26 protein-coding genes are annotated in these 25,355 nt (G+C 31.8%); 14 read left to right on the forward strand and 12 right to left on the reverse strand.

The annotated features are described in order from the left end of the window. The first annotated feature begins 123 nt into the window (after positions 1–123). A complete protein-coding gene (locus QMA06_RS10255) occupies positions 124–582 on the forward strand; it encodes a cold-shock protein (protein WP_290206759.1) in 459 nt (152 codons plus the stop codon). A gap of 297 nt (positions 583–879) precedes the next feature. Next, positions 880–1,353 (forward strand): GyrI-like domain-containing protein, encoded by a 474-nt coding sequence (locus tag QMA06_RS10260; RefSeq protein ID WP_290206760.1) that lies wholly within the window; start codon positions 880–882, stop codon positions 1,351–1,353. Between the two features lie 213 nt (positions 1,354–1,566). On the opposite strand, the gene QMA06_RS10265 is transcribed toward QMA06_RS10260, so the two are convergent. From QMA06_RS10265 to QMA06_RS10275, 3 genes are all read right to left on the reverse strand, one after another. Continuing rightward, the gene (locus QMA06_RS10265) at positions 1,567–2,028 is read right to left on the reverse strand and encodes a nuclear transport factor 2 family protein (protein ID WP_290206761.1); all 462 of its coding nucleotides are present in this window, start codon (positions 2,026–2,028) and stop codon (positions 1,567–1,569) included. A gap of 365 nt (positions 2,029–2,393) precedes the next feature. Next, complete coding sequence (locus QMA06_RS10270; protein ID WP_290206762.1) at positions 2,394–3,491, reverse strand: heparan-alpha-glucosaminide N-acetyltransferase domain-containing protein; 1,098 nt, start codon at positions 3,489–3,491, stop codon at positions 2,394–2,396. A gap of 59 nt (positions 3,492–3,550) precedes the next feature. Further along, a complete protein-coding gene (locus tag QMA06_RS10275; RefSeq protein WP_290206763.1) occupies positions 3,551–4,132 on the reverse strand; it encodes a non-canonical purine NTP diphosphatase in 582 nt (193 codons plus the stop codon). A gap of 50 nt (positions 4,133–4,182) precedes the next feature. On the opposite strand from QMA06_RS10275, the gene QMA06_RS10280 reads away from it, so the two are divergent. The 3 genes from QMA06_RS10280 (at position 4,183) to QMA06_RS10290 (ending at position 7,853) form a co-directional block, all read left to right on the forward strand. Next, positions 4,183–5,211, forward strand: a complete 1,029-nt coding sequence (locus QMA06_RS10280) for a DUF4421 family protein (protein WP_290206764.1) — start codon at positions 4,183–4,185, stop codon at positions 5,209–5,211. Between the two features lie 52 nt (positions 5,212–5,263). Then, complete coding sequence (locus QMA06_RS10285; protein WP_290206765.1) at positions 5,264–7,426, forward strand: prolyl oligopeptidase family serine peptidase; 2,163 nt, start codon at positions 5,264–5,266, stop codon at positions 7,424–7,426. Positions 7,427–7,553: 127 nt separating this feature from the next. After that, positions 7,554–7,853, forward strand: a complete 300-nt coding sequence (locus QMA06_RS10290) for an HPF/RaiA family ribosome-associated protein (RefSeq protein WP_290206766.1) — start codon at positions 7,554–7,556, stop codon at positions 7,851–7,853. 173 nt (positions 7,854–8,026) lie between these two features. Here the strand turns inward: QMA06_RS10290 and rlmH are convergent, their stop codons facing one another. Further along, positions 8,027–8,500 (reverse strand): 23S rRNA (pseudouridine(1915)-N(3))-methyltransferase RlmH, encoded by a 474-nt coding sequence (rlmH, locus tag QMA06_RS10295; protein ID WP_290206767.1) that lies wholly within the window; start codon positions 8,498–8,500, stop codon positions 8,027–8,029. 91 nt (positions 8,501–8,591) lie between these two features. Between rlmH and nadC the strand changes: the two genes are divergently transcribed. Both nadC and QMA06_RS10305 read left to right on the forward strand, forming a co-directional pair. Then, entirely contained in the window at positions 8,592–9,449 is an 858-nt protein-coding gene (gene nadC, locus QMA06_RS10300) for a carboxylating nicotinate-nucleotide diphosphorylase (RefSeq protein WP_290206768.1), read from the forward strand. Between the two features lie 124 nt (positions 9,450–9,573). Beyond that, complete coding sequence (locus tag QMA06_RS10305; protein ID WP_290206769.1) at positions 9,574–10,563, forward strand: YihY/virulence factor BrkB family protein; 990 nt, start codon at positions 9,574–9,576, stop codon at positions 10,561–10,563. Here the strand turns inward: QMA06_RS10305 and QMA06_RS10310 are convergent. Further along, positions 10,556–11,290 carry a LytR/AlgR family response regulator transcription factor gene (locus tag QMA06_RS10310; protein ID WP_290206770.1) on the reverse strand — a complete coding sequence of 245 codons (735 nt, stop codon included), beginning with the start codon at positions 11,288–11,290 and terminating at the stop codon, positions 10,556–10,558. The two genes, QMA06_RS10305 and QMA06_RS10310, sit on opposite strands and share 8 nt — an antisense overlap. Position 11,291: 1 nt before the next feature. Continuing rightward, positions 11,292–13,070, reverse strand: coding sequence for a tetratricopeptide repeat-containing sensor histidine kinase (locus QMA06_RS10315; protein WP_290206771.1), 1,779 nt, complete (start codon positions 13,068–13,070; stop codon positions 11,292–11,294). Between the two features lie 162 nt (positions 13,071–13,232). Between QMA06_RS10315 and QMA06_RS10320 the strand changes: the two genes are divergently transcribed. From QMA06_RS10320 to priA, 4 genes are all read left to right on the forward strand, one after another. Beyond that, positions 13,233–13,766: a hypothetical protein gene (locus tag QMA06_RS10320; RefSeq protein ID WP_290206772.1), complete on the forward strand. Its 534-nt coding sequence runs from the start codon at positions 13,233–13,235 to the stop codon at positions 13,764–13,766. Positions 13,767–13,847: 81 nt separating this feature from the next. Next, on the forward strand, positions 13,848–14,270 hold the full coding sequence (locus tag QMA06_RS10325) for a hypothetical protein (protein WP_290206773.1): 423 nt from the start codon (positions 13,848–13,850) through the stop codon (positions 14,268–14,270). A gap of 24 nt (positions 14,271–14,294) precedes the next feature. Then, on the forward strand, positions 14,295–15,167 hold the full coding sequence (locus tag QMA06_RS10330; RefSeq protein ID WP_290206774.1) for a tetratricopeptide repeat protein: 873 nt from the start codon (positions 14,295–14,297) through the stop codon (positions 15,165–15,167). A 371-nt stretch (positions 15,168–15,538) separates the two neighbouring features. Continuing rightward, on the forward strand, positions 15,539–17,992 hold the full coding sequence (gene priA / locus QMA06_RS10335) for a replication restart helicase PriA (RefSeq protein WP_290206775.1): 2,454 nt from the start codon (positions 15,539–15,541) through the stop codon (positions 17,990–17,992). Positions 17,993–18,041: 49 nt separating this feature from the next. Here priA and QMA06_RS10340 read toward each other — a convergent pair whose 3' ends face one another. After that, positions 18,042–18,593 (reverse strand): hypothetical protein, encoded by a 552-nt coding sequence (locus QMA06_RS10340; protein WP_290206776.1) that lies wholly within the window; start codon positions 18,591–18,593, stop codon positions 18,042–18,044. 218 nt (positions 18,594–18,811) lie between these two features. Next, complete coding sequence (locus QMA06_RS10345; RefSeq protein ID WP_290206777.1) at positions 18,812–19,468, reverse strand: endonuclease III domain-containing protein; 657 nt, start codon at positions 19,466–19,468, stop codon at positions 18,812–18,814. A gap of 46 nt (positions 19,469–19,514) precedes the next feature. Between QMA06_RS10345 and bcp the strand changes: the two genes are divergently transcribed. Next, positions 19,515–19,970, forward strand: coding sequence for a thioredoxin-dependent thiol peroxidase (gene bcp / locus QMA06_RS10350; protein WP_290206778.1), 456 nt, complete (start codon positions 19,515–19,517; stop codon positions 19,968–19,970). Positions 19,971–20,060: 90 nt separating this feature from the next. Here the strand turns inward: bcp and QMA06_RS10355 are convergent, their stop codons facing one another. Then, positions 20,061–21,515: a TonB-dependent receptor gene (locus QMA06_RS10355; protein ID WP_290206779.1), complete on the reverse strand. Its 1,455-nt coding sequence runs from the start codon at positions 21,513–21,515 to the stop codon at positions 20,061–20,063. A gap of 113 nt (positions 21,516–21,628) precedes the next feature. Here QMA06_RS10355 and QMA06_RS10360 point away from each other — a divergent pair, with 113 nt between their 5' ends. Together QMA06_RS10360 and QMA06_RS10365 are read left to right on the forward strand one after the other, a co-directional pair. Then, on the forward strand, positions 21,629–22,390 hold the full coding sequence (locus QMA06_RS10360; RefSeq protein WP_290206780.1) for an MBL fold metallo-hydrolase: 762 nt from the start codon (positions 21,629–21,631) through the stop codon (positions 22,388–22,390). 2 nt (positions 22,391–22,392) lie between these two features. Then, complete coding sequence (locus tag QMA06_RS10365) at positions 22,393–22,899, forward strand: thioredoxin domain-containing protein (protein WP_290206781.1); 507 nt, start codon at positions 22,393–22,395, stop codon at positions 22,897–22,899. Between the two features lie 172 nt (positions 22,900–23,071). On the opposite strand, the gene QMA06_RS10370 is transcribed toward QMA06_RS10365, so the two are convergent. From QMA06_RS10370 to QMA06_RS10380, 3 genes are read right to left on the reverse strand one after another with little or no spacing between them, the layout of a single operon-like run. Further along, positions 23,072–23,716 carry an alpha/beta hydrolase gene (locus QMA06_RS10370; RefSeq protein WP_290206782.1) on the reverse strand — a complete coding sequence of 215 codons (645 nt, stop codon included), beginning with the start codon at positions 23,714–23,716 and terminating at the stop codon, positions 23,072–23,074. Positions 23,717–23,718: 2 nt separating this feature from the next. Next, positions 23,719–24,051, reverse strand: coding sequence for a hypothetical protein (locus QMA06_RS10375; protein WP_290206783.1), 333 nt, complete (start codon positions 24,049–24,051; stop codon positions 23,719–23,721). Beyond that, positions 24,044–25,303: a dihydroorotase gene (locus QMA06_RS10380; protein WP_290206784.1), complete on the reverse strand. Its 1,260-nt coding sequence runs from the start codon at positions 25,301–25,303 to the stop codon at positions 24,044–24,046. The genes QMA06_RS10375 and QMA06_RS10380 overlap by 8 nt, the downstream gene beginning before the upstream one ends. Positions 25,304–25,355 lie beyond the last annotated feature (52 nt).

Raw genomic sequence — 25,355 nt, forward strand, 5'->3', positions numbered from 1 at the left:
AATAACAGTTCTCATAAGTTATTGTACTAGATTTTAATACTATTCATTGTTAAGTTAATTAACTTGGTTTGCATTATAAATATTTTCAAAAGCACACAAACATATTAATTTTTAAAACTACGAATGGCTAAATCACAACAGACTTTTAGTAAAAGTGAAAAAGAAAAAAAACGATTAAAAAAACGAGAAGACAAGCGCAAGAAAATGGAAGCGCGTAAACTCGAGAAAGAAGAAAACGGAACAGGCGGTATCCCTTTGGCTTATGTAGACCATAATGGGAATCTTACAGATACACCACCAGATCCAGCAATGAAGGTTAAAGTTAAAGCTAAAAACATTGTTCTTGGTGTACCTACAAAAGAGGAGTCAGATGAAGATCCTTTTGATCCAGTTAGAACAGGAAAAGTTTCTTTCTACGACAGTTCTAAAGGTTTCGGATTTATTATTGATACCGAAACAAACGAAAAACATTTTACGCATGTCAGTGGTATCATTGATGATATTGCAGAAAATGATAAAGTAACGTTTGAGTTAGAAAAAGGACAACGTGGGATGAATGCTGTTAAAGTGAAACAAGCATAACATTTTAAATTAAAATAATTAAAGCCATTATAGTATTGCTATAATGGCTTTTTTATGCGCTCTAAATTTGACGGATAATTAAAAATAAATGGGTTTACTGAATATTGTCCATAAAAAACAATCATAAAAAAATTCCGTAGGTAAAATGACAATATATTTAAATTAGGATTAGAATTAGTTTTAATAATAGATTGGTGTTTGTTACGAACTCTCAAAAGCACAAGTATTTTTTACTTGTGCTTTTTTTATACCTTTATAAATGAAAAAAAAAATGATGTCTTATATTATACAAACTAAATGAATCCAGAAATTAAGCAATGTTCAGAGAAAAAACTAATAGGCATATCCTCTAGTATCAATAAAAATGAACATCATAAAATAGCACAACTTTGGAAACAATTTATGACAAGGATGCGTGCCATAATAGACACTGATTATAAGGAAAAAATAGCAATACAAGTTTTTCCTAAGCATACAAATGCCCAAAATATTAGTGAATATACGATTTGGGCAAGTATGGATGTTTCAAATTTTGATGCTATTCCAAAGGAATTTGAGCTTTTTACTATTCCAGAAGGAAAGTATGCCGTCTTTATTCACAGAGGAATGAATGCTTCGGAAACATATCAAAAAATTATGACCGAATGGTTGCCAAATTCAGGCTATGAAATAGATAATCGACCGCATTATCAAGTGATGGGAGAAAAATATAAAAATGGAAGTCCAGATTCTGTAGAGGATTTTTACGTACCTATAGCAAAAAAAATATAGAAAATACTTCTAGAAAAAGTATTGGAGAATTTGTTAATCTATAAATGAAACTAGGTTTGATTATTATAAATATTAGAATTCAATCATTTGTTGGAATACTTCCATACCTTATTAAATATTTAAAATATTTAGCTTCAACCACTACTAATTGATATCTAATAAAAACAGATTAAAAACTTCATACCTGAACTTAACTTGTGTTAGCTAGCTTTTTTATTTTTTTAAATAATTATCTAAAAGCACATTGGTTTGGTTCTGAAGTTTTGTTTTGAATATCTGCAATCCACCGAAGAATATACCCTTTATTCCCATGGCTTGTTTTGCCCATTTATGAAGATTGAATTCGTCGGTATGTTTTATAATTAAATCGTCTTTAAAAACAAAAGAAGCATTAATTTTATTATGAACTTTTCGTCCTGTTTTGCTGAAAGTATAAATCGCTTCCCAATCTGCTGAACCTTTGTTTTCTTTAACTTCAACATTACAAAATTCAACATTAAATGCTTTATTTTTTTGAGTTTCGCAAAGCATTAACCACATGGCTTTAGCACGTTCACCTTCTAAAATACCGAAGGCGGGATCTTCAAAAATTATATCATCATGGTAACAAGCAACCATAGATTTACCATCACAATTATTCAATGCATTGTAGAATTTTTCAATTGTATTTTTCATTAGGTATAAAAATTTTTACGTTTTTAAAAACCACCCCTCACAAAAATACGTAAGTATTGTGCTATTGATTTATATTCATTCAATATTTATGTTGAATGGGGAATTGATTGTTATGAAGGGAAGGAAGGGCCATCTTTAATTAGATGGCTTTTTTACTTTAAAATAATTTATTAGCTCAAGCATATATCGCTATGCCTTTGATAAAAATAAAAACGCATGGTTGTACTGATTTCAATGCCAATTAATAGATTCAATCTATAATACACCAGCGTCATTTGTATATTCTAAAATACCATTCACACTTCAAATATTAATTATAATCTCTTTATAATTTAGCAAAAGAGGCACTTCTTATTACTAAGGCTCTAATCTAAATAACGCTTAATTTTATTCATAACTATTTGCAAATTAGAATATACAAACGCATTGGTTTTAGCATAATAAAACGAAATAAAGCAGACCAAAGAAAGAAAGACTATAGCTCCGACTATGGCTTGCCAAGGTAATAACGTTCTGCCAATAATTTGATGCAGACCTAAACCTGTAAAACTGCCGTAGATAATAATAAAATGAATGACATATATTGATAACGTTTTTTGACCAATTTTTAAGATAAGAGGCTGTTTAATATAGCGTTCTGCTAAATAGAATAAAGAGAATAAAATTAAAACATTACCTAAGCGTGTAAACAAATAATTATAATAGGCCACATCTTTAAAAATTGAAAAATCTAACCATTTATACAGTTCCATAAATGACCAAGATGATTTAAATATGAGCATAATTCCCACTATAAAAAAGCTAGATACAATAGCCAATTTAAATTTAGGTCGCTCCACATATCGATAAAATAATGTGGAAATAAATGCTCCAAATGCAACATAGCCAAACCACGGTATAATAGTAAAGACAGAACCATTAGCTTTAGATAAATAATTAGACAAAACTATAGGTATTTGAGGTAATTGTAAAGAACGATAAAGTGGTTCACTAATAAATATTATGGAGCCCGTAGCAAACATAATAATCGAAAAAATCAACGTCTTTTTTAAAGTTAGTTTGTAAATTATCACAATTAGAATAAGCGATAAACCAATACATTGTAAGACGTCTATAATAAAAAAATAATTATTGAAAATCCCTAATAACCATTCAAAAATAGGGATACGTAGAAGGTATCCTATTCCAATTAGCATTACTCCTCGTCTAATGCCTTTTCGCATACGTTCATTACTATTTCCATCTTTTTTTGCTTTAATTAGTAAATACGAAAAAATGAGTCCAGAAATAGTAAAAAATGTAGGTGCGGTAATTCCTCTAAAATATTCCCAAATTTGAAATATGGTATTACTTTGTTCTCTATAAGAAGTGTCGAGTAGCGTATCAATAAAATGGCCCTGCAGCATCATTAAGATGGCGAATGCTCTTACGGCATCGATAAAATATAGTCGATTTGAATTCAAGTTAAAGTTGGTTGCTTTACAAATGTACTACATAGAAAAGAAACAGGTCTGTATTGTTTTCAAGAATTAACTGGATTCAAAAAATCAATCAGTTGCGCAACGGCTTTTCCACGATGCCCAATTTTATTCTTTACGTCTAAAGAAATTTCCGAAAACGTTTTATCATAACCTTCAGCTTTAAAAATAGGATCGTAACCAAAACCACCGTCTCCGTGTATTTGGTTTGTAATTTCACCTTTACATATTCCAGTAAATGTGTGTAGCTTACCCTTATAATGTAGAGCAATTACGGTCTTAAATTGGGCTTTACGATTGGTGTTATTTTTAAGTTCGCTGAGTAGTTTATCAATGTTATCTTCAGCATTGCGCTGTGGTCCCGCATAACGCGCAGAAAACACACCAGGATCGCCATTTAGAGCTTCGACTTCTAAACCTGTATCATCGGCGAAACAATCGTAACCATATTGTTTTTTTAGATAATCTGCTTTTTGTACAGCATTACCTTCAATAGTAGATTGTGTTTCAGGAATATCCTCAAGACAGGCAATATCATTCAAACTTAAAAGTTTAATATGTGGTGGTAAAATAGCTTGTACTTCCTTTAATTTATTTAAGTTATTTGTAGCGAAAACGAGTTGCATAATGTAATGATATTAATGTAGCTTTGTTTATATACCTGCTTTGTAAAAATATGAATCTAAACACATATCTATTGCTAAAACCTACAATATTTAAAAAGACTTTATTATTAAAGTGCCTTTTACTTTTAGGATGCTGTTACAATGTTTTGACAATAAGTGCACAAAATTTTGATGAATTAGATTCTCTACTTATTGATAGGAATATTGAAAATTATTCCGTTCGTCTATTTACGAATTTTAAAGTGAACAAATTTAATATTAAAAACCAGGATTCTAAGATAAGATTTGTGCCTAATAATAGGCATGGCATTGGTTTCGGTTTTGCCAACAGAAAAATAATTTTAGATATTGCTTTTAATCTTAAGAATCCGAATAGAGAGGAAACCCGAAAGTTCGATTTACAAGGTACAACCATTATAAAAGATCGACATTATATAAATTTTTACGGACAAAGCTATAAAGGTTTTACGGCTAAAAATAATATCGACGAGCCATTTATATTTAGAAGTGATATGCGTTCAGTTAGTATTGGTTTTAATTATTTATACACTTTCGATGGTATTGAATTTTCTTACGCCCTTTTAAAAGCAGGTTTGTCTGAAAAAAGGCATAGAAATATCATTATAACGGGCGGTGTTGGTGCTTTTGCTAGCTTTGATTATTTTTCTGCAAACTCCAGTATTTTATCAGAAAATATCAGTCCTTATTTTAATGAAGAGGGAAATATTGAAAGGTATAAAGGTTTATCATTTGGGGTTTTGGCTGGTTTTATTTCTTATTTTAAACTTCCTGAAGGTATTGTTGCGACAGTTAATATAATACCTGGAATCGGATTTATGGCTAAAAAAATTAACTTACCAAATGGAGGTTATAAACCAGCTGATCCTATGTTGTATAAATTAGATTTTTCAATGGGAGTAGGTTACAGTTTTAATCAATTTTATGTCAACCTAACTTATAGTAATGGCATGTACTCCACTGATCTAGACTATGGGAATAAATACCTTTTAAACCTCACTAATGCAAAATTAGCTTTGGGTTACCGGTTTAGTGGTCATAAAAGAAATAATCTAAAATAAGGGTTAACTACCAAAAATCATATATTTAGCATTCCAATTAAAAAAAATATTAATGAAGCCATTTTTTTCTCTAATTCTAATATTAGGCACTGTATGCTACAGTAATGCTCAGCAAACGTTTAAATATCCAGATGTTTCAAAAGATTCCATAACTGATGTTTATTTTGATGATCATGTTATGGATTCTTACCAATGGATGGAAAACCCAAACGATCCGAGATTAGAAAATTGGATAAAAACTCAAAATAAAATAACAGCCAGACAACATAAAAAATATGTACAAATGTGGAGATTAAAAGCGCAATTGTCTACAATGTATAATAAAACAAAGGTTGAACAAAAAAAATCATACCAAAAGGAATCCGATAGTTTAAAATCTAAATATGAATTTAAATATACGCACACCTCTTCGAAACGCGCAAATGATTTAAATTATAGATTACGTGGAGCTAAAAATTATAAAAAATTAATAAACCTAAAAGATTTTAGATTAGACAAAGATGACAATGTAAGTATTACTAAACGTTATCTCAATGAAGACTTTAATTTAGTGGCTATTGAACTATCGCATAATGGTAGTGATTGGAGAGAGGTGTATTTTTTCGATTTATTAACGGGCGAACAATTTGCTAACAAATTAACGAACATTAGGGCTGGTAATGGCATCATTTGGAAGGGAAGAGATGTTATTTATAATGCTTTTGAAACTCCAAAGGAAGGGCGGGAGTTATTGGATAGAGCTAAAGGTCAAAAGTTATTCTATCATAAATTAGACAATAAGCAATCTGAAGACAGAATGTTGTACCAAAACCCTGATGTTTCGGGCGCAAACACATTTAAGTATTATGAAAAAAATGATAAACTGTTTTTTAAACATTATTACAATGTTAGAGGACAGATAGTCAAAGCTTTGTCGGTTGCACATATTCAGCCGGAATCCTTTTATTTATCGAATTTTTTATTGTACCCTAATTCAGAATCGATCTATGTTAATATTGAGCAAGTTAAAAATGATACGGTTATCTTGAGTACCAATTGGCAGGCACCTAATGGTAGAGTGCTTCAATCTAATATTACAGAATTAAATAAAGTTTCAGAATTAGTGCCTGAGTACGATTTGCAATTAATTTCAGTACATAAACTAGGAAGTAGCAAAATTGCCTGTATGTATGCCAAGGAAGGGAAAAACCTAGTAATGATATTTGATTTAAATGGGCAGCTTTTAAGAAAAATTGATTTCCCTGAAGGTAAAAAAATAAATCATTTTTATGAACATGAGGATAATGCTACCCATACAGATTTCAGTGTGTCTTCATTTTTTCATCCAGAATTATGGTTTCAATTGTCCCTTTCAGATCTTACTTTCAAGCCTGCACAAGTATTACGTGTGCCTTATGATCCAGAACGTTTAGAAACAAGGTATGTTAAATACAAATCGAAAGATGGCACAGAAGTACTTATGTATATAACATGTGCAAAGGATACAAAGTTGAATGGTGAAAATCCAACATTATTATATGGTTATGGAGGCTATGGCAATACCGTAGTCCCAAACTTTAATGAATCATTAACACTTTGGTTGTTGCATGGTGGTATACTCGCAGTGCCTAATATTAGAGGTGGTGGAGCACATGGTACAGATTGGAGTCTTGCAGGCAGACGATTAAATAAACAAAATACCATTGATGATTTTATTGCGGCAGCAGAATTTCTTATTACCGAAAAATATACAAATAGTGATAAATTGGCAATTAATGGAAGTTCGCATGGCGGATTACTTGTCGGTGCTGCTATTACTCAGAGACCAGAATTGTTCAAGGTTGCAATAGCAGAATCAGGCGCTTTTGATATGTTACGGTTTGAGAATTTTACGGTAGGCTCAGCTAATACGAATAGAAATGAGTTTGGGACCGTGAAGGACACATTAGATTATCAAAATTTAAAGTCTTATTCGCCAATGCATAATATTAAAGAAGGTGTAAAATATCCTAATGTTTTACTTATTGTTGGTAAAAATGATGATAGGGTTCCGCCATTTCACTCCTATAAATTCTTAGCTAATTTGCAAGAAAAAGGGAGTAATGAATCGCTATACGAAATTTTTATCGTGGAAGGCACCGGGCATGGTGGAGCATTAAATAATCAAGATTTTACACAGAAACTAATGCATAAGTATTCATTTTTATTTAATTTATTAGAAGTTAATATTAATTAAGTATTGCAAACCATACGTATATCAATAATTTAATTTTTTATCAATTATTTATGATATTTATCAGTCTAGTAATATCTATAATCCTTTATCTTAGACAAAAGAATTATTCATTTAAATACGATAGATTATGACGGTAAATTTTCAATATGTAAACATCGATACAAGTAATACGCTTTCTAGATTAACGGAAGAAAAACTAGAAAAATTAGCTAATAAATTTGAGTTTTTAATTTCAGCTCAAGTCTATTTTAAACAAGATGAAAAAGACCACGAGGCTGGTAAAATATGTAATATAGAATTAAGTTTACCTGGCCCACGAATATTTGCAACGTCTAACGCAAAAAATTATGAAATGGCAATGAATGAAACTATTGACGACTTAATTAGACAGCTAAAAAAACGTAAGGAAGTTTATAAAACACATTAGACTAAGTTCTTAGTTGCAGTCTCAGCAGTAGACTCAATTTTTTGAAGTGCTGAGATTGCGACTGAGACTTTTTTTTATTTGATTATGCAGAGCCTGTGATTGAATGTAGTAAACGTTAACTTTAAAAAAGCGATAATCAGAATTTCTTAAGGTGGCACACATACCATGAAAAATTATCGATGATGATAAGGTTCATTACGAAGAATTGTAAAACCGCGGTACAATTGCTCAATAAAAAACAAACGCACCATTTGATGTGAAAACGTCATTTTAGACAAACTCAATTTACCATTGGCTCTACTATATACAGCGTCCGAAAATCCATAAGGACCACCAATGATGAAAATCAAGGTTTTTATACCAGAATTCATGTGTTTTTGTAAGTAATTTGAAAAGGCAACAGAATCAGTTTGTTTACCATTTTCATCTAAAACAATAAGTACATCAGAAGTTTGCGTTTTAGCTAAAATCAGTTCCCCTTCCTTTTCTTTTTGTTGTGTTTCGGATAAATTTTTAACTTTCCTTAAATCTGGAATCACTTCAAATTCAAACTTAATATAAAACCCAAGACGTTTAGTATAATCCGTAATTAAGGCTTGCATATTCTTGTTATCGGTCTTGCCAATGGCTATAAGTTTTATATTCATGTTTCAAAGTTATAATTTTTTGGAATTTGATATTTAGTTTTTGATATTATTAATCTTTCAATTCCTATTTTTACATTAAATAAATGTCTAGATGATTTCAAAAGCACAATTCGATAAAGAAATAGAACTTATAATTTCTAATGCCATTAGAGAGGATGTTGGCGATGGTGATCATAGTTCGTTAGCCTGTATTCCGGCTTCGGCACAAGGTAAAGCAAAACTGTTGGTAAAAGACAAAGGAATTATTGCTGGCGTAGAATTTGCTAAACAAGTATTTTCTTATGTAGACAACAATATGAAAATCGAAACTTTAATCTCAGATGGCGAAAAAGTAAATCAAGGAGATATAGTTTTTTATGTTGAAGGAGCATCGCAATCTATTCTTAAAGCTGAGCGTTTAGTGTTAAATGCTATGCAACGTATGAGTGCTATTGCGACTAAAACAAATCAGTTTGTGAAATTATTAGAAGGAACCGGAACAAAAATATTAGATACCCGCAAAACAACACCAGGAATCAGAGCGCTTGAAAAATGGGCAGTGAAAATTGGCGGCGGGGAAAATCACAGATTTGCATTGTACGATATGATAATGCTTAAGGATAATCATATTGATTTTGCAGGAGGAGTAACTAAAGCTATTAACCTTACGAAACAATATTTAAAAGATACCAATCGTGACTTAAAAATTATAGTTGAAGCGAGAAATCTCGAAGAAATTAGAGAGATTTTAGCCTCTGGAGGCGTTTATCGCATACTTATTGATAACTTTAATTATGAAAATACACGCAAAGCGGTGAAGCTTATTGGTGACCAATGCTTAACGGAATCCTCTGGAGGCATCAACGAAAATACACTGCGGAAATATGCTGAATGTGGAGTAGATTATATCTCGTCTGGCGCATTAACGCACTCTGTCTATAATATGGATTTGAGTTTGAAAGCGGTATAATTATTTGGCTGTATTCAGTTGTAATTTTAAGTACCTATTTAGTGAATAAAAAATATAGAATAAGCAAATCACAAATCACAAATCACAAATCATAAATCGTACATCGTAATTCGTAATTTCTTTCATGTCCAAACCTGTAGAAGATAAAATTGATAAAATTCCAGTAATCAATCATTTGATGCGGTTTTTTAAACAGATTAAACTGCCAGGGTTTGAAGGTCTATCAATTTACGATTTGTTGGAGCTTTACATTATGGGTATTGTAAATGGTGCGTTAACAACTAGAGCTAGTGCAATTGCATTTAGTTTTTTTACGGCTATTTTTCCGTTTTTATTATTCGTAATTATTATAATTCCTCATATACCGATAGATGGATTTCAGATAGAATTTTTAAGTTTTTTAAGATCCATCTTACCACCACAAACTTCAGAGTTTTTTATTGATAGTATTTTTCAAGATATGAGTAGTAATTCAAGTGGAGGTATTATCTCTTCGGTGTTTTTATTATCAATATTTTTAATGTCAAACGGAGTAAATGCTGTTTTTTCTGGTTTTGAAACTTCGTACCACAAGCAATTATATCGCAATGTGTTTAAACAGTACGGTATAGCCCTTGGTGTAGCCTTGATTTTAGCGTTTCTCTTGTTATTAACCGTTGCCGTATTTGGTTATTTTCAAATTTATATTATACAACCGCTTTATGAAAGTTTAAGCGGTAATGCATTTGCAGAAGACGATAAAGGATTGGGCTGGATTATTTTGGCAAAATATTTGTTTTTTGTAATAATGGTTTATTTAGCTACAGCAACATTATATTATTTTGGAACTAAAGAGGGGAAGAATTCAAAGTTTTTTTCCGTTGGAGCTCTATTAACAACGTTATTAATAATGTTAACGTCATTTTTATTTGGTATTTATATTGAAAATTTTTCTCAATATAACGAGTTATATGGTTCTATTGGCGCCTTATTAATTTTGTTATTGTATTTGTGGTTGAATTCTAATATTTTACTTTTAGGTTATGAATTAAACGCTTCGCTACAATATTTACGAAAACACCCTAAGGCAAGAAAAGAAATTAAGCAAAAAGATATTGAAAAACATATTAGTTAAACTGCTTTAAAAATTCTTCTTTACGCCGCACCGAAATAGGAACTTGAGCATCGTTGGACATAAGTACATAACTTTGTTTACCCTTATAATATTTTTTTACGTTTTCTAGATTAATTAAGTGCGATTTATGCGTTTTAAAAAATGAATTATTAGCCAATAAATCTTCATAGAACTTTATAGGTTTGGAGACTAGGATTTTCTGGGTTTTCGTAAATATATGAGTGTAACTGGTATCTGCTTCCATATGTATAATATCTTCAATTTTAAGTGTTTCGAAACCGGTTAAGGACGGAATGGTAATCACTTTCTTCTGATCTGGTTTTAAATTTCTGAACAAATTCTGAAATTGCTGCTCCATATTAGAGGTCGACATATTTTTTTTTAGTCGAGCTACCGCATCATTAAAATCATCAGTATCAATCGGTTTTAATAAATAATCTATAGCACTAAATTTGAAAGCTTTTATAGCGAAGTTATCAAATGCGGTAGTAAATATAACTTTGAAATTAACAGAAGCTAAGTTTTGTAAAAAATCGAATCCGGTCTTATCATTTACTCTTATATCCAAAAACACTAATTCTGGTTGCAATTTGGGTACCATTTCAAGGGCGTCGTCTATATTATCTATAACTTTAAGTACCTTAAACATGTTTGGATGTTGATTAATGAGGTTTAAAATTCGATCCGAGCAATGTGCCTCATCTTCAATAATTATAGTTGATATCATATTAGTAGGCCAGTTGCATTGGTAGTGAAACGTCTATTCTTGTGCCTTTCGGTTTGTCAGTGATCTTAACTGTACCGTTGGTGTTTTTTAATTTATTAATAATTTCAATTCTACTTTTGGTGATTGCGATTCCCATCGATTTTTTATTTTCGGGTGTAACCGATTGATTACGGCCAACACCATTATCATCCACGCTACAAATTAGCATGTCACTTTCTTCCTTAAATGAAATTTTTACACGTCCCGGTTCATCTTTATGAGACAAACCATGAATAATGCTATTTTCAATAAATGGTTGAAGAATCATTGGTGGTACTAAAATATTGCTAGGATCTAAGTTCGCTTCAACCTCGATAGAATAATTAAACGTACTGTTGAAACGTTTACGCTCAATATCCATATATGTTTTAAGGAGCGAAATATCATCACTTAAAAAAACCTCTTTTTTTTCTGAATTTTCCAATGTGAGTCGCATCAGTTTAGCAAACTTGCTTAGATAGTCACTAGCCGATTGTGTGTCATTTTTTAAGATATAATCACCAATGGAATTTAAGGAATTGAATATAAAATGCGGATTCATTTGCGAGCGTAATGCTTTTAGTTCAGTGTCTGAAACTTTAGCATTAAACTCGGCTTCCTTAGATTTAGATACGGCATCTTGTTTTCTTCGGTATAGTACAAATCCAATTATGGAAGCTAACACAAGTCCAGATCCACCAACAATAGAAGCATTTTTGATCGATTTCTGACGTTCAATTTCTACTTGCGATATAGCACGATCTTTATCAGCTTTATACTGAATTTGCTTTCGAGAAATTTCGAGTTTTCGATCTGCATTTATCAAGCTATCTCTGAGTACAATATGTTTTTGATAAGTTAATAATGCATTTTTATAGTCTTTTTTTTCAGTATAAACGTTAGCGAGTGTGGCCAAAGCACTTTTTTCTGTGTATAAATTATTCAATGATTCGTTTAGGTTTAAGCTATTAAGCGCATAATATTCTGCTTTTTCAATATCCCCATTTTTCAGATAGATTTCCGCTGCATTTATGTAAGCAGGAACGCGTAAAGTTTCAATATTATGTTCTTCGATTAAATCTAGACTTTCAGTGGTGTTTTTTAAACCTTCTTCACTGTACCCTGCATTAGTTTGTATTAAACCTAAATTCGTTTTTATGTTTGCAATATAGAGTAGTTGCTTATTTTCTTCTGAACCAACTAGTGCTTTCTTATAGTAGTACATCGAGGAGTCTAATTTTTTTTGATCGCCATAGACATTTGCAATGTAGAATTCCGTTATATATTTAGTCTTATTTTCGGGGTTACTCAATAATGTTCTAAAGCTACTCAACGCTTTGTCATACTCTTGCTGCTCCAAACTTATGAGCCCAATATTAGTAAGAACGCTCAAGGCATATTTATTGAATTTGGGGTCATTATCAAAAATAGCATAACTCTTTTGGTAATAGTCAAGACCTTCTAAAGGATCAGACTTAAAATAATGATGGATGATTCCCAAATTGTTATATGAAATAGCAATTCCTTTAGGATAATTGAGGTGTTTAGAAATATCTAACGTTTTATTTATATAATCAATCCAAGTTGTATCAGTAGGTGTTAGAAACAATTTCCTTGCCGTATATTTAATTCTTAAGTTCACATAAGTAGTGTCTTCAACTTTATAATTGTTGATAACGTTTTCTAACGAGTCGAGCATTTTATTCTGAGAAAAACAAAACTGAGACAGCATTAAAAAGAAAATGGTTGATAATCTTTTCATACAGAATTTAAATAATAGCTGGCTTAAAAATAATAAATATATGTCTAAAATGTACTACTATTTGGGCGTTAATATATTCAAAATCAACGTTTATAGGTTGGTGCGTGCTATTTACCAATAATAGTGGTTTCTTTATTAGAGATTAATTCAAAAAATAAAAAAATGATGAACTTCAATCCTTTAAAAACCGTATTAATACTTTCACTATTCATTTTAAGCTGTTCTAGCGACGATGATAGTTCACAAAGTAACACTGTTTATGGTATTATTCAATTATCAGGTCCCGATACATCTTCTGTAGGTACGTCTTTAACGGTTGGTAATGTTAGCGCTAATGCATTAGGCTCAACAGGTACTTCTAGTTCTGTAATTTTGGTTGATGAAAACACTGAAATTGAAAATGGTGTACCTAATCCTAGCGATTTTTCTAATGTCTTTGTTATTGTTGCTGCCGAATTTACAAATGCTGATAATGCGGCGGTTAATAAATCAATTTCCATGACCATAGTTAAGAACGGTGATGAATACCGTTACGTATGTTCTACACCGGCAATTAATGCAGCAGATGATACCGACTGTGGTACTGGTTTTAGTGTAAATAAAGTGACTAAAATAGTAGAGTTTGATAATACTACAGTTATTAACACCGAATCTGGAACCATTTTAACAATGAATGGAACTATAAATTATAATTAATAAATTTTGTATGATCTATTAATTTAAATCTATCAGATGATGATCTACTGTAAAACTATATAATTCATTTAATCTTATATTATGAAGTCCATTAGTACTTTCCCTCGTATAATAATAATCGTAATACTCATTCTTTTTCTTGTACCAACATCGAGTTGGTCTCAAGAGAAACGCATTAAAGTACCAAAACGAAAATCCAAAATTACGAGTGTCGATAATTTTGTAAAACATTCGTTTGAATTGTATCATAAAATGTTTGTTTACGACAGTTTAACAAAAGTAGGAGTAGATATTCCAGCAGATATTGAAAATGAATTAATAAAACACGCCGAAAGTAATATTGACAGCCTTTGGCAACAAGTCCCCGATATTGCAGATGATATTAGTGATGCTCCTTTTATGCGACAAGCTAAAGCCACACTCAATTTAAACAAATCCAAAAAAGCTTTAAAATTTTGTATGCTTTCTGTAAAATCCTATTTCGTAGGCAACGAAGAAGAATAGTTGCAGTTCATAAATTCTAATATAATGAAACTAATAATATCAATTTTCACTACGTTCTCAATGCTTATAGTCGCTAATGCACAAACTTATAAAAGTGACTTTAGAGCAGACGTGTGCGAATGTCTGGAAATAGAAAGTCAAAAACGAACACTTACAGAAAACGCATACAAAGCATGTTTACGGGAAATGCTTCCAAAATATGCGGAGGAAATTGACGCGCAAATTGTGGAAGAAGATATAAATAAAAAATTCCATTTAGGACAATTAGCCCGTAAAGAGCTTTTGTTTGCGATATCTTCAGAATTAATCTATAAATGTGATGTTTATTTCCAGCATCTCGATTACCAACGAACAAGCCAAAAACTTATAGCTAGAGAAAATGCTAAGGAACACGAATTAGAAAAATATAATCAAATGGTAGCTTTAACCCCAAATGCAATGGCTTATTTTATGCGTGCAAAATTGCATTTTAATCTAGGAAACATTGAAGCTACAGAAGCCGATGTTAATAAAAGTTTAGAACTTAATCCTAATAGAGATAATGTAAAATCTACAAGACATGAACTTTTGCTGTTGGCATTTGTTTACGAAGAACAAGAACGGTTCTCTGATGCTGTTAAAATCTACGACGATGTATATTTTGGGGATTTAGATACTCAGGTAGCAAGATTACGAGCGCTTGCCAATAAAAAAGCTGGGGGAACTATGTCTACGATTCCCAAAACAGAAAAATCTGAAGTGACAAAAGCAAATTCAGCGATTACTAATCGTGAAAATACACAAAGAAATAGGAATTCAAATACTAAAAATGCATCAAGAAGAACGCTTAAACCTAGAATCGAAAAAAAGAAGGACTCGTCTTCTATTCGAAAATTATTTAAAATTGATAACGGATAAATTTTTAAAACATAAGGTTAGAAAATTAATGTAATACCCAGGTATGTTAAATAGTTATAGTAGTGACTTAAATCACAACAACTGGGTAAGAGCTAAGAGATTTAATACGTTAAATTGATGGTGACTAGAGTCAAACTATTAGAAAGCAAATTCAAATATTTACGTCTATTATTTAGAACCTAGACATACGATAACTTGCGGCAACTCGATTTAGATTATTAAAGGTGGAATTAATAGCTTAAATTTCACGACATAAAATGAAAAAGTACATTTAAAATCATAAAATAATAAGTGGTAGATTTTGAAATTATATATTGAAAATCCATTTCAATTCAAGATGATTTTTTCTATAAAGGTCTTACTTTTGAAGTATGCTACATTTTATAGACGTCATTCTACCAATACCGCTTCAAAAGGCATTTACTTACCATATTACTGAAGCAGAATCTAAGTTTTTATCAGCAGGAATGCGTGTGGCAGTGCCTTTTGGCAAAAGTAAGATATATACCGCTTTAGTTTATAGTATTCATCAAAATCCACCTACGGCTTATGATGCAAAAACGATTCATCAAATTTTAGACGATACTCCAGTAATTTCTTCAACTCAATTAGAACATTGGGAATGGATTGCTAAATATTATATGTGCAGCATAGGTGAAGTGATGCGCGCCGCTATGCCAAATGCTTTTTTATTAGAAAGTGAAACCATAATTTCTAAAAATGACAAAATAGATATTAAAGATTCGGAATTAAAGGATGATGAGTTTTTAATTTACGAAGCATTACAACATCAGTCATCTTTAAAAATTAACGAAGTCGTTTCAATTTTAGATAAAAAACGCGTTTTACCAATTATCAATAGTTTAGTAAAAAAAGGAGTTCTAAATTTACAAGAAGAGCTTTATGAAAAATACACTCCTAAATTAGTACGCTACGTAAAATTGCATCACAACCATAAATCTCAAGAGAAGCTTCAAGAGTTGTTAGAAGAATTAAGTCGTGCGCCAAAACAAAGAGCAGTTGTTTTAACGTTATTTACCATGGAAGCATCACTAAAACAACCTATAAAAGTTTCCGAATTATCGGAACGAAGTGGAGCGTCTTCGAGCATTATAAAAGCATTAATTGATAAACATATTTTAGAAGAATACCATGTTCAAACGGATCGTGTGCAGTTTGAAGGTGAAGGTGATAGAGTAGTCAAACGGTTAAGTGAAGCTCAACAATTAGCTTACGATGAGATTGAGGCTATTTTTAAAGAAAAATCAGTAGCGTTATTGCATGGTGTGACATCATCAGGTAAAACCGAAATCTACGTTCAACTCATTCAAAAACAATTAGAAATAGGAAAACAGGTTCTGTATTTACTTCCAGAAATTGCATTAACGACTCAGCTGGTAAACCGACTTCAGGATTATTTTGGAGAACAAGTGGCTGTTTTTCATTCTAGATATTCTGGAAATGAAAGGGTAGAGGTTTGGCAAAACATGCTGATAAATTCCGAAAAGGCACAAGTCATTATTGGTGCACGTTCAGCCTTATTATTGCCTTTTACAAATTTAGGGTTAATCATTATTGATGAGGAACATGAGCAATCATTCAAACAATTCGATCCTGCTCCACGTTATCATGCCAGAGATGCCGCCATTGTATTAGCGAATTTATTTAAAGCAAAAACGCTCTTAGGTTCGGCAACACCAAGTTTAGAAAGTTATTTTAATGCCAATCAGGGCAAATATGGTTTGGTAGAATTAAATACACGTTATAACAATGTATTAATGCCAGACATTGAATTGGTGGATTTGGCTGATAAGTATAAACGTAAACGTATGAAAGGTCATTTTAGTGACCGACTTATTGAAGAAATGACGGAAACCTTAGAAGAAGGATTTCAGATTATATTGTTTCAAAATCGCCGTGGATTTTCGCCTATTATAGAATGTACAACTTGCGGCACATCACCACAATGCCCTAATTGCGATGTGAGTTTAACCTATCATCAATATCGCGATCAATTACGTTGCCATTACTGTGGCTACAATTCAGCGATGCTTAAGCGTTGTCAGGGATGTGGAAATTCTACATTAGATACTAAAGGTTTCGGAACCGAACAAATAGAAGAAGAAGTTAAAGTGTTATTTCCTAATAAAAAAGTGGCACGAATGGATTTAGATACCACACGAGGAAAATACGGTTTTGAAAAGATTATAAACAGTTTTGAACAACGTGAAGTAGATATTTTGGTGGGCACGCAAATGCTAACTAAAGGACTCGATTTTAGATTTGTAAAGTTAGTTGGTATAATGAATGCTGATAATTTGCTCAATTTTCCAGATTTTAGAGCTCACGAACGTAGTTACCAGTTAATGGCACAAGTTTCTGGTAGAGCAGGACGAACAGATTTGCGAGGCAAAGTACTGATTCAAACTTATAATCCACACCATAATATATTGCAGCAAGTTTCTACAAATTCATATAAAGAAATGTTTGCTGAGCAAATGAATGAACGGTATAATTTCAAATATCCTCCAATATATCGATTGATAAAAATCACGTTTAAACACAAGGATTACAATCGTGTGAATTTAGCTGCAGAATGGTACGCGAAATCACTGAAACAGCTCTTTAAAACCAATGTTTTAGGACCTGAATTTCCGCCGGTTTCTCGAATCAGAAATTTATATCACAAAAATATATTGATAAAAATTCCACACCAACAATCGCTAGTAAAAACTAAAGAAGCCATTAAGAAGATTGACAACAGTTTTAACGCTATTAAGGATTTTAGACCAGTTAGGGTGGTTATAAATGTAGATAACTATTAATTAAACTTTTATTTATGAACTGAAAAAATCTGAGCGATTTAACAAAACATCAGATTTTTTTTGTAAAAAGTAATTCCTCATAGTTTTGAGTTGTAAGATACTCTTGCTGTAATGCTTTAAGATACTTAACGGTTTTTGCTTTTAAGGGATGTTTATCTTTTAAGCAGTTATTTATATTCTCATCATATATAGTTAAAACAATATACCAATGACCAGTTCTACTGGTATAATTATTTTCAAAAATTTTTAAGCCTGCCTTATGATCCAAGACTTCATCGGCAACTACTAATGGTAAATTAAATGTTTTGTCTTCGTGATTTGCTTCATAATACGATAAATACAATGTTTGGTCTTCAAGTTGAAATGATGCATTTATGCCGACGTCCACGTTATTCTGTCTAAACTTCTTATTAACGTATTGATAGAATTCATTGGCATTTTTTGAATCTTTAAATATAAAAGAGGTTTCTCTCGGCATTTTGCGCTGAAATTTCTTCGCTTGCATAATTTTATAATCTTGATTCTTAAATTTTGGGGCGATCTTAACAGGAATGCATGATGTTAAAATAATTGTTGAAGCAATAAATAGAAGTTGTTTCATGGATTGATGAATTTCCTAAAAACGCCACAATAAATATACCATAAATGTAATTTTATTTGAAGTAAAACTATTAGCCAAACTATGAAGTTAATTAGATCAACAGAGAAAACACGACAAATTTATAATAAAAAATTTGTTGGAATTTTTGAAAAAACTGAATTGTGAAAAATTAAAATAACGTTACTTAATCTCTAAAAACTATGGACGTTACAGAAATTTTACTTCTTTTTCTTAAAATAGTCATTCAAAACCGTTTTTCTGCCAATAGTTTTGGTGATAATATCTTTATCCAAATTCCAGCCGCGAGCAGGTGAATATTCTCTACCATACCAAATAATTTGAAGATGAAGATCATTCCACAAAGCTTCCGGGAAAATACGTTTGGCATCTTTTTCGGTTTGTACTACATTTTTTCCGTTGGTTAAATTCCAGCGATACATTAAACGATGAATGTGTGTATCTACTGGAAATGCTGGGATACCGAACGCTTGCGATAATACAACCGCCGCCGTTTTATGTCCCACGGCAGGAAGTGCTTCAAGTGCTTCGTAAGTTTGAGGCACTTCACCATTGTGTTTATCAATTAAAATTTGAGATAAACCATGAATACCTTTGCTTTTCATGGGTGATAAGCCTACTGGTTTTATAATTTCTCGTATTTCTTCTACACTCAATTTAATCATGTCATACGGATTATCGGCTCGCTCAAACAATAATGGTGTGATTTTATTTACACGTACATCCGTACTTTGTGCAGACATTAAAACCGCGATTAATAAGGTATAGGGATCTTTATGGTCTAATGGAATGGGAATAACAGGATATAATTTATCTAGTGTATTAATAACGAAATTTACTTTTTCTTGCTTAGTCATTTTGTATTTTTACCTTATTAGACATTTATATACAAATTTACATAATATGACACACTTAAAAGAAGGTAATAAGGCACCAAATTTTACAGCTAAAGATGAACAAGGCAATACGATATCACTATCCGATTATAAGGGTAAGAAATTAGTTGTTTTCTTTTATCCAAAGGCAAGCACACCAGGTTGTACCGTAGAAGCCTGTAATTTAAATGATAATTATGAACGCTTCAAATCCCAAGGGTATGAGATCTTAGGAGTTAGTGCGGATAGTGCCAAAAGACAAACGAATTTTAAAACTAAACATGATTTTCAATATCCTTTAATAGCTGATGAAGATAAAACTGTTATTGAAGCTTTTGGTGTTTGGGGTCCAAAGAAATTTATGGGAAGAGAATATGATGGAATTCACAGAACGACCTTTGTTATTGACGAAAACGGTATTATTGAAAACGTAATTACCAAAGTTAAGACTAAGGCGCATACCGAACAGATATTAGATGTATAATACTATGTAAATATTAAAAACATTATTGAAAAAAAAATGCGTGCTGATCTTAACATCAGCACGCATTTTATATAATCTAACTATTTTAGTTTAACTTTTATGAGTTACTTCTTCAGATTCAAAACTAAATAGACTTTTCGCTTTAATTAGTTTAGAAACTCCTTCCGGAAGCATTGGTTCCCATCCTTGTTCTCCTTCGGCTATCATTTTAAGAACAGTTCTAGAGAATACAGACAGATTAGACGTATCTATATCAGTAATATCAACTACTTTACCATTGTATTTAAAGAATTTATATAGCTCTTTCATACGTGGGTGTACTTTAAGGTTTTCGCTAGTCGTTAAACTACCGTCCTCATTTTGCATAGGGTAAAGGTACACGCGCAAATCTTTATAGAATAATTTACCAAAAGCTTCTAAAATTCCACCGCTTAAATGGCGGTAGTATTTCTCGTCAAATATATCTACAAGATTATTTACTCCCATAGCTAATCCCATTCTCGCTTTGGTATACTGAGAGTAATATTCAACTAATTTATAATATTCTTGAAAGTTGGAAATTAATACGGTCTGACCTAACGAACATAATAGTTTAGCCCGATCCATAAAATCTTGTTCATCAATTTTCCCTTCCGCTCTTAAATTAGATAATGTGATTTCGAAAATAACCTGAGATCGCTCTTTTTCTACTTTATTTTCTTTTATGAACATGTCGTAAGATTTTTCAAACATATCCATATTCACCTTGGTTACGGGTCTAAAACTTCCTCTAAGAGTTAAGATGTTCTTTTTGTATAGTACTCGAGCTGGCAATACATTGTTACCATCGGGAGCAAACATAACGGCATCTGTCATTCCGTTTTTAACCAATTGCAGACTCATTAAACGATTATCTACATTTTTAAAAACGGGCCCAGAGAAATTAATGGTATCTATTTCTAATTGATCTTTGTCTAAATGATCGTATAGGTAACGTAATAATTTACGTGGCTGATTGTATTTGTAAAAAGCACCATAAACCAAATTAGTTCCTAGCTTTCCTAGTGTTTCTTGTTGCAGACGTGCATCTGTTTCTTTAAATCTTATGTGTAATACAATATCATTATATTCACCGCCAGGCTTCACTTGGTATTTAATACCAACCCAACCATGACCTTTATATTTTTTTGCAAAATCTATAGTAGCCACCGTATTTGCGTAGGAAAAGAATATTTTATTAGGATGTTTGTCTCTAGTAATACGCTCTTCTGTTAAACTTACTTCATGGTTCAACATTTTACGAAGTCTAGCCTCGGTTACATAGCGTTTATCATCTTCAATCCCGTAAATGGCATCACTAAAGTCTTTATCGTAGGCAGACATTGCTTTAGCAATTGTACCAGAAGCCCCACCAGCTCTAAAAAAATGGCGGACAGTTTCTTGTCCTGCACCAATTTCAGAAAAAGTACCGTAAATATCAGCATTTAGGTTAATTCGTAAGGCTTTGTCTTTAAGCGACGGAATATTTTCAAAATCCGAGTCGCCTGTGTACGTTATATCCTTCATAAAGATTGGGTTTACATCATTGAAGCAAAGGTACAGTTTTACTATTGCAAACAAAAAAATAAGTTTATTTTTGTTGTGCTACATTAGCATAAGCATTACTCAACGCAATACTATTGAAAATAACATTTTTAGGTACTGGTACATCCCAAGGAATTCCAATAATAGGAAGTGAGCATCCTGTATGCTTAAGTGAGAATCCTAAAGACAAACGCTTACGTGTTTCGATATTAGTAGAATGGAATGATTATACTTTTGTAGTAGATTGTGGCCCAGATTTTAGGCAACAAATGCTGAAAGCAAAAGTCACTAAAATTGACGGAATTATTTTTACTCACGAGCATGCTGACCATACTATGGGATTAGATGATATTAGACCGTTTTTCTTTAGACAAGGCGACATTCCGTTGTATGCTCATCAGCGTGTTTTTAAATCTTTAGAAAAGCGTTTTGACTATATTTTTACAACAGAAAAGAAATATCCAGGTGTGCCTAGTGTAACAAAATATGAAGTAAAAAATGAACCTTTCTTAGTAGGAAATCTTAATGTTTCGCCTATTGAAGGCTTGCATTACAAGCTTCCAGTCTTTGGGTATCGATTTCAAAATTTTGCTTATTTAACTGATATGAAAACTGTTTCTGATATTGAGATTATGAAACTTAAAAATTTAGACGTTTTAGTCATTAATGCTTTAAGAATTGAACCACATATTTCACATTTCAATTTAGAGGAAGCTCTTAATTTTATTGCAAAAGTAAAACCGAAACGAGCCTATTTAACACATATAAGTCATCTTTTAGGATTTCATGATGAGGTACAACAACAATTGCCAGAAAACGTTTTTTTAGCTTACGATAACTTACAAATTACCCTTTAAATATGAAGCACAAAATTATCATGTACTTGTTTATTTTTTCTGTTCTATTACTTATTTTTCAATATGTGAATTCAAAAAATATTATTGATAAATATGAAACTGATATTGTAACCGTAAAAGCGCAGTTATCAGAAAGTGAAAAGACAGTTAAGTCTTTGGAAGAGCAAAATTTTGAAATGAGCTATTTTAATATCGATAGAAACGAAGATGCATTGACTTATTTTGAAGCACAAGGTTATAATACTGAAAAACTAATTCCGGCTATATTAGATGGACTATATAGTATGAACGATTACGAAGGTGACGATCACCCTATTGTTCCTTATGTATCTATGACGGACTCTAAGTTATTGATTAATAAAATTAGAATCTTAAATCATAAATGGATTATTGCAAATTTTACGGACGGCGAGTTCTGGGGTGAAATTTTTGTAAGTTATGAGATTGATGATAATAATCAATTAAAATATAAATTGGTTGAGTACTTAATGTATCCAACAATTAATTGACTTTAATTTATTAAAAATTCAATTATTTAGTACTACCTCGTAAATTATTCCAGAGAAAATAAAGTAAAATATGCGTATTCATTTTCAACAATAGAAATTCTTTCAGAAAAGAAACAACTAAAATTGGGTTTTGTGTATTACAGTCATCATTGAATCAACTAGAAGTTCTAAGTTAAATATGCTTAACCAACCAAGCTTTTAAATCGTAGAAGTTCTGTGGTGCGACTCCATGCCCTACAGGATATTCTTTATACACATGGTTGATATTGAGCGCTTTTAAAAATTCGGGTGCTTTTTGAGCCCAAGTTACAGGAATTACTTGATCCATTGACCCATGAGAACAAAAGAAATTTAAATGTGCAACTTCTTTTTCTTCAATGGAATTTGGTACAATATCCTCATTGATATAGCCACTTAATGCTACAATATTATTTACTTTATCAGGATATGTTAAGGCCACAGCATAACTTAAAATGGTGCCTTGGCTAAACCCTAACAAGGTGACTTTATTTGAGTCTACAGCATAGCTATTACAAGCGTAATCGATAAATTCAGCAATTAAATTCACAGATTCCACAGCTTGTTCATTATCGCTCCATTTCCCTTTTTCAGCATCAAAATTAATAGCATACCAAGCATTGCCATACGGTTGCATAGCATAAGGTGCTCTTAGTGAAATGATAAATAATTCTTCTGGCAATTCTGACGCAAAAGAAAATAAATCGTTTTCATCACTGCCGTAACCATGACACATTATTAAAAGTGGTGCATTTTCTTTAAGCGAAGAAGGTCTTGTGATATATTGTAATTTAGACATAATTATTGGCCAATTGATTTGAAAAAGTTTTGGAAAACATCTCCTAACATAGGGATTTTATTTAGTTTTCCTGTAATGGCACCAAAGATACCATAGATATATAAAACCGAAAAGAAAATCCAAAAGGACATACTAGCCATCATGCTATCCAAACTGCTTACTACAAAAGCAATGATGATATAAAGTAAGCCCAAACCCAACCCTTGCCTTACATGAAAAGCGGTGAACGGGTTTCGTTTATCTTGGTTCATGAAAAAAGCAATTAGTGTACCGAATAACGTTAAATAGGCAACTAGAGCCATCGTTTTTCCTTCTTCTACTGTACTATTATCCATTATTTAAAATTATTTTATTGTTGGCAACGATGCCGTAAGGTTTGCCTCGTAGAGCATTTCCTAAAAAAGCACTATTCTTTGAACGCGATGAAATATTACTAGTGTTAAATTCGTAAGTGATATCAGGATTAAACAATGTTATATTGGCTATTTCACCTTCGTTAACTGTTGTTTCAGATATACTAAACCTAGATTTTCCTTGGGTTAAAATGTGTATGGTTTTTTTAGTGGTAAAGATATTTTGTAACACGCCAAAAGCGGATTCTAAACCAATAGTTCCATATTTAGCATAATCGAATTCAATCTTTTTAGCTTCAATATCTATGGGGTTATGATCCGAGGTTACCATATCAATAGTACCATCCTTTAATCCCTCAATTAGAGCTTCACAATCTGTTTGTGTTCTTAGCGGAGGAAGAACCTTAAAATTGGTGTCAAATTCTTGTAAAACATCATCAGTAAAAACTAAATTATGAATAGCAACACTACAGGTTACATTCAACTTTTTAGCTTTTGCAGCTCTGATCAATTCTACAGATTTAGCGGTAGAAATCGTAGGAATATGAACTTTACCTTCGGTATACTCTAATATAAATAAATCTCTAGCTACTTGGAGTTCTTCTGCTAAAGCCGGATTTCCTTTCAATCCTAATTTAGTGCTATTAATATGTTCATTAACGACTCCGAGTCCAGAAATTTTAGACTCTTGTGGAAATGAAATAACCAAACCATCAAAATTACTTGCGTATTGTAAAGCAATTTTCATCAAATTTGGATTCGAAATGGGTTCTTGATAATCGTAAAAAGCAACGGCACCTGCGTTAGACATATCAAATAATTCTGCTAAATCTTCACCTTTACTGCCTTGGGTTAAAGCACCAATAGGGTAGAGGCTAACCGCATTATCTTGGGCTTTAGATTTTACAAATGTAATATCGGCATAACTATCAATAACCGGATTAGAATTGGCATTAAGAGCCACAGCCGTAAAACCAGAATGCCCTGCCGTTTTTAAGCCGTTGGCTATAGTTTCTCGCTCTTCGTAGCCAGGCTCACCAAAAGATACACTGCTATCAAACCAACCCTGAGAAACATGAAGATTATCTAATTTTATTTCTTGGTAGTTGTTAAGATTGGAAATGTGATTTGAAATTTGAGTAATACGACCTTTTTCAATTAAAATATCAACCATTTCATTGTGAAATTTACTTTTAGAATCAACGATGGTTGCAGATTTTATGAGTGCATTCATGGGTGCGTGTTCGTTTCAATTTAAATTATAAATTACTTCTGTTGCTGGTTAT

The sequence above is a fragment of the Winogradskyella bathintestinalis genome (assembly GCF_030407435.1).
Taxonomy (GTDB): domain Bacteria; phylum Bacteroidota; class Bacteroidia; order Flavobacteriales; family Flavobacteriaceae; genus Winogradskyella; species Winogradskyella bathintestinalis.